Source organism: Geodermatophilus sp. SYSU D00663 (assembly GCF_054050655.1).
Genome location: NZ_JBJGZT010000017.1, coordinates 100,367 through 109,690, shown reverse-complemented (window position 1 = coordinate 109,690; position 9,324 = coordinate 100,367). Strand labels below are relative to the sequence as shown.

The following is a 9,324-nucleotide window of genomic DNA, read 5'->3' as shown; positions in this document are numbered from 1 at the left end:
GGCCCGCCACCGGGCGGGCCGGCGCCCCGGAGCGGTCCGCGCTCACGCCCCCGCCTGCCCCCGACCGCCCGTCCGACCAGGAGCTGCCATGACCGACGCCCCGATGACCGCCCCCACCGCCGCGGTCGTGATCCGCCGGGCCACCCCGGCCGACACCACCGAGGTGGCGGCGATGGTCCGCGAGATCGCCGCACACGAGGACCAGGCCGCGTCCGTGCACGTGCCCGACGACCAGTGGCACGGGCTGCTCGAGCGGCCCGAGGTGGTCGTGCTGCTCGCCGAGCGCGACGGCGCGGCCGTCGGCTACGTCTCGGCGATCCGGCGACTGCACCTGTGGACGGGCGGTGACGTGCTCGACCTCGACGACCTCTACGTCCGGCCCGGACACCGCGACGCCGGCGTCGGCCGGCGGCTGATGGCTGCACTCGCCACCCTGGCCGCACCCGAGCAGCTGCTCATCCGGTGGGGCGCGGAGGTCGACAACGTCGACGCCCAGCGGTTCTACCGCCGCCTCGGCGCCACCCTCCGGCCCAAGATCCTCGCCGCCTGGACGCCTGCCGTGTACGGCGCGCTGGTCCCCGGCCGTTGAACCCGCTGGTCCGGGGATCCGCCGGGGCGGAGAACCCGGCGAATCCACCGGTCCGAGCCTGCGCGCCACCGCCGACAGTGGGCCGTAGCCGACGACCCGATCGACCCCAGGAGTCCGGGATGACCACCACCGCGCCTGGCAGTGCCGGGCAGACCGCCGCCGCCGGACCGAGCGCCAGCTGCACCCTCGACATCGGCGGCATGACCTGCGCCTCCTGTGTCGGCCGGGTCGAGAAGGCGCTGAACCGGGTCGACGGCGTGGCGACCGCGGAGGTGAACCTGGCCACCGAGGTCGCCACCGTCCGCTTCGACCCGGCACGGGTCGGACTCGAGGAGCTGACCGCCGCGGTCGCCCGCGCCGGCTACACCGCCACCCCCCGCCGCGAGACCCCGCCCGCCGACCAGGACACCGGCACCGGTCCCGGGACGGCGGCCGGAGGTGGCGACGACGAGACGCGGCTGACCGCGCTCAGGCGCCGGTGGCAGATCACCCTCGCCACCGGCCTGGGCCTGATGGTGCTGATGTACGTGCCGCTGTACCTGGACACGATGGACTGGCTGATGCCGGCCGTCCTCGTGGTCGCCACCGTCGTGCAGTTCTGGGCCGGCCGGGACGTCTACCGCGCCGCCTGGGCCGCCGCCCGCCACCGCTCGACGAACATGAACACCCTCGTCGCCCTCGGGACCGGCGTCGCCTACGGCTACAGCGCCTTCGTCACCCTGTGGCCGGCCGCCGCCGAGCGCTGGGGCCTGCCGCTGCACGTCTACTTCGAGACGTCGCTGGTGATCCTCGCCCTGGTCCTGGCGGGCCGGTGGATGGAGGCCCGGGCGAAGAAGCAGACCGCCGCGGCGATCACCGCCCTGGTCGGCCTCGCGCCGAGGACGGCCCGCGTGCTGCGCGACGGCGCCGAGGTCGACGTCCCGGTCGAGCAGGTCGCCGTCGGGGACCTCGTGCGGGTCCGGCCCGGCGAGAAGGTCCCGGTCGACGGCGTCGTGACCGAGGGCGCCACCGCGGTCGACGAGAGCATGCTGACCGGCGAGAGCCTGCCGGTGGACAAGACGGTCGGCGACCAGCTGATCGGCGCCACGCTCAACCGGACCGGCACCGTCGTCGTCCGGGCCACCGCGGTCGGTGCCGACACCGCGCTGGCGCAGATCGTCCGCCTGGTGGAGGACGCGCAGGGCGCGAAGGTCCCGCTGCAGCGGCTGGCGGACCGGGTCTCGGCCTGGTTCGTCCCGATCGTGCTCGGCCTGGCCGCGGCCACCTTCCTCGCCTGGGCGCTGTTCGGCCCGGACAGCGGCCGGCTGACGATGGCGATCACCACGACGATCGCGGTGCTGATCATCGCCTGCCCGTGCGCGCTGGGCCTGGCCACGCCGACCGCGGTCATGGTCGGCACCGGCCGGGCCGCGGAGCTCGGCATCCTGATCGGCAACGGGGACGCGCTGGAGACCGCCCGCCGGGTCACCGCCGTCGTGCTGGACAAGACCGGCACGATCACGCGCGGCAGGCCGGCCCTCACCGGCGTCACCACCACCGGCGGGTGGGCCGAGGACGACGTCCTGGCGCTGGTGGCCGCCGCGGAGACCGGCAGCGAGCACCCGGTCGGCGAGGCGGTCCTGGCCGCCGCCGCCGACCGCGGGCTGGTCCTGCCGGCGCTGCGCTCCTTCGACGCCGTGCCCGGCCACGGCATCGACGCCGTCGTCGACGACCGGCACGTCCTGGTGGGCAACGCCGCCCTGATGGCCGCCCGCGGGACCGACGTCTCCGCGCTGCAGGCCACCGCCGCCCGCGAGGCCGCCGCCGGCCGCACGCCCATGTTCGCCGCGGTCGACGGGGCCGCGGCCGCGGTGCTCACGGTCGCCGACACGGTCAGGCCCGAGTCGGCCGAGGCGGTCGCCCAGCTGCAGGCGCTCGGCGTCCAGGTGTGGATGCTCACCGGTGACAACGCCGCCACCGCGGCCGCGATCGCCGGGCAGGTCGGCATCGAGCACGTGCTGGCGGAGGTGCTGCCGGCGGACAAGGCGGCGCAGGTGCGCCGGCTGCAGGAGCAGGGCCACGTCGTGGCGATGGCCGGCGACGGCATCAACGACGCCGCGGCCCTGTCGGCCGCCGACGTGGGCATCGCCATCGGGACCGGCGCCGACGTCGCGATCGCCGCCTCCGACGTCACCCTCGTCGGCGGCGACCTGCGCGGCATCGTCTCGGCGATCGCGCTGTCCCGGCGCACCGTGACCACGATGAAGCAGGGCCTCGGCTGGGCGTTCGGCTACAACCTGCTGCTGATCCCGGTCGCCGCCGGCACCCTGTACTGGTGGAACGGCCTGCTGCTGGACCCGGTGCTGGCCTCCGCCGCGATGGCGATGAGCTCGGTCAGCGTCGTGACCAACGCGCTGCGGCTGCGCCGCTTCCGCCGCCCGGCCACCGTCGCGGAGATCCTGCGCCCGCCGCTGCGTGCCCGGATCGGCCAGTACGCCTACCTGACCGGCATCGCGGTCGTCGCGCTGGCCCTGGGCGCGGGGCTGACCGCGGTGTCCCGGATGGACTTCGCCGAGCGCGGCATGAACGGGACGCTCGCCTGGATGCAGGGCACCGGCATGCCGATGCGGCCGGCGATGAGCGAGATGATGACCGCCGAGGTGCCGCCGACCGAGGCCGCCGACGCCGGGCTCGACGTCCGGCTCGACCTGCCCGCCGCCGTCCGCCCGGGGGAGCCGGCCCGGCTGGTGGCCACCGTCGTCGACACGGGCACCGGGGAACCCGTCGAGGACCTCACCCGCAGCCACGAGGCGTGGATGCACCTCATCGCCACCCGCGAGGACCTGGGCACCTTCGCCCACGTCCACCCGCAGCCCACCGGCCGGCCCGGGCAGCTCGCCGTCGACGTCACGTTCCCCACCGCCGGCCGGTACGTCGTCGACACCGAGTTCCGGCGGCAGGGCGAGATGGCCGACGTGCACTCGCGGCAGGTGCTCACCGTGGCCGGTACCGCGCCGGAGCCGGTGGCCCTGACGGCCGGGCCGCGGACGGTCGTCGTCGACGGCGTGCGGGTCGAGCTGGGAGGGACCGCCGAGGCCGGGGGCGTGAGCGACCTGCACTTCACGTTCACCGACGCGGGGACCGGCCGGCCGGTCGACGACCTGCAGCCCTACCTGGCCGCCGCCGGGCACGTCGTGGTCATGCGCGCCGACGGGCAGACCTTCGCCCACGAGCACGCGGAGGTGGACGACGGGAACGGCCGGCCGGTGTTCGCGCTGCCGGGCCAGACGTTCGGTCCGGAGCTCGACGTGCACGCCGAGTTCCCCACCGCCGGGGTCTACCGGCTGTGGGCGCAGTTCCGCCTCGTCGACGGGGACGTCATCACCGCCCCGTTCACCGTCCAGGCCCGCTGACCGGAGGAGCACCCGATGAGCACGCCCACCCCGACGCCCCGCCCGGCTCGGGCGCGGCACCCCCGGTCGCGGGTGATCGGCAGGCGCGACCAGCCGCTGGTCCAGCGGCTCGCCGACGGACCGGCTGCTGACGACGTCGGTACCGTCGCGTCGGCCGCGGACCGCGCGCACGGCAGGACCGGAGGACCGGACGGGCCCCGCTCACCGAGAGAGGAACGGATGACCGTGCACGTGCGCCCGGCGACACCCGAGGACGTCCCGGCCGCCGCCGCGGTGCTCGCCGACGCGTTCACCGACTACCCCTGGACCCGGTGGACGGTCGACGCCGACGACCACGGCGGGCGGCTGAGGACGCTGTTCCGCCTCGATCTCTCCGCCGTCGCGGTGCCCTTCGGCCGGGTCGACCTCGGCGAGACGGCGGACGGGCTCGTGAGCGTCGCGGTCTGGATCCGCGGCACCGCGGTACCCGCGGACGTGTGGGCACGGGTCGGTCGGGCGACCACCGAGCTGGCGGGGGACCGGGCAGCGGCCGCGGCCGAGGCCGAGGCGGTGCTCGCCGGACGCCGCCTCGACGAGCCGCACGTGGCCCTCGCCAGCCTCGGCGTCGCGCGGCGTCGGCAGGGGCGGGGCCTCGGTGCCGCGACCCTGGCCCCGGGACTCGCGTGGGCCGACCGCGAGGGACTGGCGGTGCACCTGGAGACCAGCGCGGAGCCCAACGTGCGCTTCTACCGCCGCCTCGGCTTCGCGGTGGTCGACGCCGTCGACCTCCCCGACGGGGGTCCGCGCACCTGGCTGATGCGCCGTCCGCCCCGCGCGTCTGCCGCTGCCCAGGGGACCTCATCCGTGGGGTTCCCGGACGGACGGGACCGGTGAACGTCGTGCTCCTGCGGCCCGGTACGTCCTGCGCCTGCGCCGCACCAGCGCCGCCTTCCCGGCCGGCGCCCCGGTCCTCGACCTCGTCCTGCTCACCGCGCGGGTCGTGACTCCCCGCTCCTGCCGGGAGGCCCGCGGGGCGTGGGACGGGCGGGCGACGGGACCAGCTCACGAGCAGGCGGGCGATGTAGTACTCGTCGACCGGTAGTACTCGTCGACCGCCTGCCCACCGCGGTCCAGGGCGCGGCGGCGCAGTCCCTCGACGTGGGACCCGCCCGCCGGGTGGAGCCGGACGGCGCGCCGGGAGGGAGGACGTCGACGGGAGTCAGCCCCCGAGGTCCGAGCCGACGGCGGCCCCGAGGTCGAAGGAACCTCCGGCGGTGTGGCCGGCGAGCCGTTCGGCCAGGGGCCCCGGGGACTCCTCGCGTTCTCCCGGTTCGAGGAGCATGCACGGCGACTGACGGTCCCGGCGGAGCTGCAGTGCCAGCAGTGCCAGCAGTGCCGGCAGCGCCGGGGCGTCCTCCGGGCCGGCGCGCCGGACGGCGGACCCGGGGGAGGTCGCTGCGTCGGCGCGCCCGCCGGTCAGGGGATGTCCCGGGGGAGGACGAACCGGCCGGCGACGACGGTGGCGATCACCGCGTAGGCGGCCAGGGCGATCGCGCCGTGGACCGGGTCCCCGCTGCCGGCCAGGCCCACGGTCGCGTTGACGGCGCCCATCGGCAGGTAGGTGGACGGGACGAGGAGGCCGGCGAGGTTCTCGCCGACCACCGCCCAGACCATGAGCCCGACGATCCCGGCGACGGTCGACCGGGCCGCGTAGCCGACGCTCACGCCCAGGACGGCGGCGAGGGGGGCGGCGAGCGCGGGGGCGGCGACCAGCCCCACCGCGTCGGCGGTCGGTCCGGCCGGCAGGCCGCGGGCGTCGCCGATCGCGGAGGCGAGGACCCAGGACAGCACCCCGGTGAGGGCGCCGGTGACGGCGGCGAAGGCCGCGTAGGTCACCTGCCGGGCGGCGAAGACGTCGAGGCGCCGCGGGCGGACGAGGAAGGTCGACTCCGCCGTCCGGTGCTGGTGGTCGCTGGAGCCGCCCAGGATGCCGAGCACGAGCACGGTGACCGCGGCCAGGACGCCGGGGATCCGGACGGCCTCGGCGAGGTCCTCGGCCACGTCGTGCGGGGCCGTCCCGAAGGCGAGGCCGACCAGCAGGCCGGTCAGCGTCAGGACCACGGCGACCGCGATCAGCGGTGCGGGGACGGTGCGCAGCCGGATCTGCTCGGCGCGCAGGAGAGCGGTCATCGGGGGTCTCCGGTCCGGGTGGTGCCGTGCTCGGACACGAGGGAGAAGAAGAGGTCCTCGAGGGACGCCGTCGACGACCCCAGCGCGTACAGCGGGATCCCGGCTGCGGCCGCTGCCTCGGCCACCGCCTCCTGGGAGAGACCGCGGACCTCGATCCGGTCCTCGGCCGGCGAAGTGGCCATCGCCCCCGCGGTCGCGAGGAGGGGGACGAGCCGGCCGGCCTGCGGTGTCCGGACGGTCACGACCGTCTCCGGAGCCCGCACCAGGTCGGCTAGCGGTCCCTGGGCGACCAGGCGGCCGGAGCGGATGACGACGATGTCGTCGACGGTGGACTCCACTTCGGCGAGCACGTGGCTGGAGACCAGCACGGTGCGTCCCTCCGCGGCGAGGTGGCGCAGGAAGCCGCGCAGCCAGCGGATGCCGTCGGGATCCAGGCCGTTGGCCGGTTCGTCCAGGACGAGGACGCGGGGGTCGCCGAGCAGGGCCGCGGCCAGACCGAGGCGCTGCTGCATGCCGAGGCTGTAGCCGCTCGCCCGCCGGTCGGCGGCGTCGGTCAGTCCGACCAGCTCCAGGACCTCGTCGACCCGCTCGGCGGGGAGGGAGGCCATCGCGGCGAGCACGCGCAGGTGTCCCCGGCCGGTGCGGCGCGGGTGGAAGGCCCCCGTCGAGAGCACCGCACCCACCGTGCGCACCGGCTCGGGCAGGTCACGGACGGCCACACCGTCGACCGTGGCCCGGCCCGACGTCGGCGTGACCAGGCCCATCAGCATGCGCAGCGTGGTGGTCTTCCCCGCGCCGTTGGGGCCGAGGAAGCCGAGGACCCGCCCGGCCTCGGCGGTGAACGTGAGGTCCTCCACCGCCGTCAGCTCGCCGTACCGCTTCGTCAGCCCGCGCACCTCGATGACCGCCATCGCAGCGCTCCTCCCGCTCGTCGCTCGTCCGTCAACGGCCGGGAACGCTAGGAGCGGTGCCGACGACGGGGCATCGCCCAGCGGTCGGGTCCTCGGGGTCACCGACGGGAGCAGCCGGGCGCTCGGACTGCCCCGGCGGTCGTAGCCCTCGCTCCTCCGCCGGCCCGGACACCTGCGCGGGCAGCCGGGGGAACCGCGACGGGTCAGACCCGCGGCGTACGCCGATCTCCTCCCGGCGGGGCAGGCAGAGCGCCCGCCGGCGTTCCTACAGTGGCCGGGTGCCCGGAGGACGTCCCGATCGTGTGCGCCGGGCGCTGCCCTGGGCGGTGGACGGGGTCCTCACCGCCGCCCTGGCCGTCCTGCACGCCGGCCGGCTGCTCGGCGCGCCGACGGCCGCGGTGGGGGAGCGGCCGATCGACGCACTCGCCTGGGTCCTGGGGGCGGCGGCCACGCTGCCCGTCCTGGCCCGTCGGTGGGTGCCGTGGACCGTCCTGGTCCTCACGTCCTCGGCGATGGTCGGCTTCGTCGCGCTGGGCTATCCGCCCTCCCTGTCCGGGTACGCGGTGCTGGTCGCCCTCTACGGCGTGGCAGCTCAGTGTCCCCGGCGGCTGTCCGTGCCCGCGGTGCTGTTCGCGGCCCTGCCGATGCTCGTCGTGTACCTGCAGTGGAGCGCGGAGTACACCTGGGGCTCGGCGCTCCAGGACGCGCTGCTGGCCGGCGCGGCCTGGTCGCTGGGCGACGCCGCGCGGACCCGCCGGCTGCAGGCCGACGCGCTGGCGGAGCGGGCCAGGGAGGCGGAGCTGAACCGCGAGGCCCACGGTCGCGAGGCGGTGGCCCAGGAGCGGCTGCGCATCGCCCGGGAGCTGCACGACGTGATGGCGCACAGCATGAGCGTCATCGCCGTCCAGGCCGGGGTCGGCCGGCACGTGATGGACCGGGACCCGGAGACGGCCCGCAAGGCGCTCGGTGTCATCGAGGACAGCAGCCGCCGCACGCTCACCGAGATGCGGCAGCTGCTGGGCGTCCTCCGTGTCGACGACGGACCGGTGGCGGGGTCCGGCGGCACCGTGCCCGCCCCGGCCGACCGCGCTCCGCAGCCGGGTCTGGACCGGCTCGAGGAGCTCCTCGCCGGTGCGCGGGCCACCGGGCTGGTGGTGACGCTGACGGTGACCGGGACGGCCCGGTCGTTGTCGCCGCAGCTGGACCTCGCCGCTTATCGCATCCTGCAGGAGGGGCTGACCAACGCCGCCAAGCACGCGGGCCCGGCGGAGATCCGGGTCGTCCTCGACTGGCAGGGCACCGACCTGGTCATCGACGTCAGCGACGACGGACGCGGCCCGGTCGGTGGGCGGAGGAGCCGGACCCCCGGCGGTGGCTACGGGCTGATCGGCCTGCGGGAGCGCGCCACGTCCGTCGGCGGCGAGCTGCACGCGGGGCCCGAGCCCCGCGGGGGCTTCCGGATCCGCGCCCGGCTGCCCCTGGAGGCGGAGAGCGCGACCACCTCCGGGAGCGGTTCGTGACCATCCGGGTGCTCGTCGTCGACGACCAGGAACTCGTGCGCGCCGGCTTCAGCGCGCTGCTGCGCAACGACGGCATCGAGGTCGTCGCCGAGGGCGGGAACGGGCAGCAGGCGGTGGAGCTGGCGCAGCGGCACCGGCCCGACGTCGTCCTGATGGACGTGCGGATGCCTGTCATGGACGGCATCGAGGCCACCCGGACCATCCTCGGCAACTGGCCGGCCGCCGACGGCGAGCCGCCCCGGATCATGATGCTGACGACCTTCGACCTGGACGACTACGTGTTCGCGGCGCTGCGCGCCGGCGCCGCCGGGTTCCTGCTCAAGGACACCCGGCCGGCCGAGCTGCTGGACGCGGTCCGGGTCATCGCGCGCGGGGAGGCCCTGCTCTCGCCGGGGATCACCCGCAAGTTGATCGCCGAGTTCGCCCGGCAGCCGGCTCCTGCCGCGCGGCCGACCGGGGGGCAGCTGCGGGAGCTCACCGAGCGCGAGGTCGACGTGCTGCGGCTGGTGGGGACCGGCCGCAGCAACCAGGAGATCGCCGCCGAGCTGTTCGTCAGCGAGGCCACGGTCAAGACCCACCTCGGCCGCGTCATGGCCAAGCTGCACCTGTCCAGCCGCGCACAGGCCGTCGTGGTCGCCTACGAGAGCGGCCTGGTGAGGGCCGGCTCGCAGGGCGGGTAGGACGCGATCCGACCGCCGTCACCCGCTGGTCGTACACCTCCGGAGGCAGGGCGACGCCCTTCG

General features: G+C 76.0%; 7 protein-coding genes. 5 read left to right on the top strand and 2 right to left on the bottom strand.

Annotated elements, in window-relative coordinates:
• The first annotated feature begins 88 nt into the window (after positions 1 to 88).
• The 3 genes from ACI79Z_RS14790 to ACI79Z_RS14780 all read left to right on the top strand — a co-directional run bounded on the left by ACI79Z_RS14790 (position 89) and on the right by ACI79Z_RS14780 (position 4,854).
• Positions 89 to 589 carry an N-acetyltransferase family protein gene (locus ACI79Z_RS14790; RefSeq protein WP_456903046.1) on the top strand — a complete coding sequence of 167 codons (501 nt, stop codon included), beginning with the start codon at positions 89 to 91 and terminating at the stop codon, positions 587 to 589.
• A 119-nt stretch (positions 590 to 708) separates the two neighbouring features.
• Entirely contained in the window at positions 709 to 3,981 is a 3,273-nt protein-coding gene (locus ACI79Z_RS14785) for a heavy metal translocating P-type ATPase (protein WP_456903045.1), read from the top strand.
• A gap of 219 nt (positions 3,982 to 4,200) precedes the next feature.
• The gene (locus ACI79Z_RS14780; RefSeq protein ID WP_456903044.1) at positions 4,201 to 4,854 is read left to right on the top strand and encodes a GNAT family N-acetyltransferase; all 654 of its coding nucleotides are present in this window, start codon (positions 4,201 to 4,203) and stop codon (positions 4,852 to 4,854) included.
• Positions 4,855 to 5,436: 582 nt separating this feature from the next.
• On the opposite strand, the gene ACI79Z_RS14775 is transcribed toward ACI79Z_RS14780, so the two are convergent.
• Both ACI79Z_RS14775 and ACI79Z_RS14770 read right to left on the bottom strand, forming a co-directional pair.
• The gene (locus tag ACI79Z_RS14775; protein WP_456903043.1) at positions 5,437 to 6,150 is read right to left on the bottom strand and encodes a hypothetical protein; all 714 of its coding nucleotides are present in this window, start codon (positions 6,148 to 6,150) and stop codon (positions 5,437 to 5,439) included.
• Positions 6,147 to 7,061: an ABC transporter ATP-binding protein gene (locus ACI79Z_RS14770; RefSeq protein ID WP_456903042.1), complete on the bottom strand. Its 915-nt coding sequence runs from the start codon at positions 7,059 to 7,061 to the stop codon at positions 6,147 to 6,149. The genes ACI79Z_RS14775 and ACI79Z_RS14770 overlap by 4 nt, the downstream gene beginning before the upstream one ends.
• 278 nt (positions 7,062 to 7,339) lie before the next feature.
• On the opposite strand from ACI79Z_RS14770, the gene ACI79Z_RS14765 reads away from it, so the two are divergent.
• Both ACI79Z_RS14765 and ACI79Z_RS14760 read left to right on the top strand, forming a co-directional pair.
• Complete coding sequence (locus tag ACI79Z_RS14765) at positions 7,340 to 8,581, top strand: sensor histidine kinase (RefSeq protein ID WP_456903041.1); 1,242 nt, start codon at positions 7,340 to 7,342, stop codon at positions 8,579 to 8,581.
• Positions 8,578 to 9,261 carry a response regulator gene (locus ACI79Z_RS14760; protein ID WP_456903040.1) on the top strand — a complete coding sequence of 228 codons (684 nt, stop codon included), beginning with the start codon at positions 8,578 to 8,580 and terminating at the stop codon, positions 9,259 to 9,261. The genes ACI79Z_RS14765 and ACI79Z_RS14760 overlap by 4 nt, the downstream gene beginning before the upstream one ends.
• Positions 9,262 to 9,324 lie beyond the last annotated feature (63 nt).

Bases quoted from the DNA above. Each gene is read 5' to 3' on its own strand.
- ACI79Z_RS14775 (WP_456903043.1), bottom strand. From the start codon at position 6,150: ATGACCGCTCTCCTGCGCGCCGAGCAGATCCGGCTGCGCACCGTCCCC.
- ACI79Z_RS14780 (WP_456903044.1), top strand. From the start codon at position 4,201: ATGACCGTGCACGTGCGCCCGGCGACACCCGAGGACGTCCCGGCCGCC.
- ACI79Z_RS14770 (WP_456903042.1), bottom strand. From the start codon at position 7,061: ATGGCGGTCATCGAGGTGCGCGGGCTGACGAAGCGGTACGGCGAGCTG.
- ACI79Z_RS14785 (WP_456903045.1), top strand. From the start codon at position 709: ATGACCACCACCGCGCCTGGCAGTGCCGGGCAGACCGCCGCCGCCGGA.
- ACI79Z_RS14790 (WP_456903046.1), top strand. From the start codon at position 89: ATGACCGACGCCCCGATGACCGCCCCCACCGCCGCGGTCGTGATCCGC.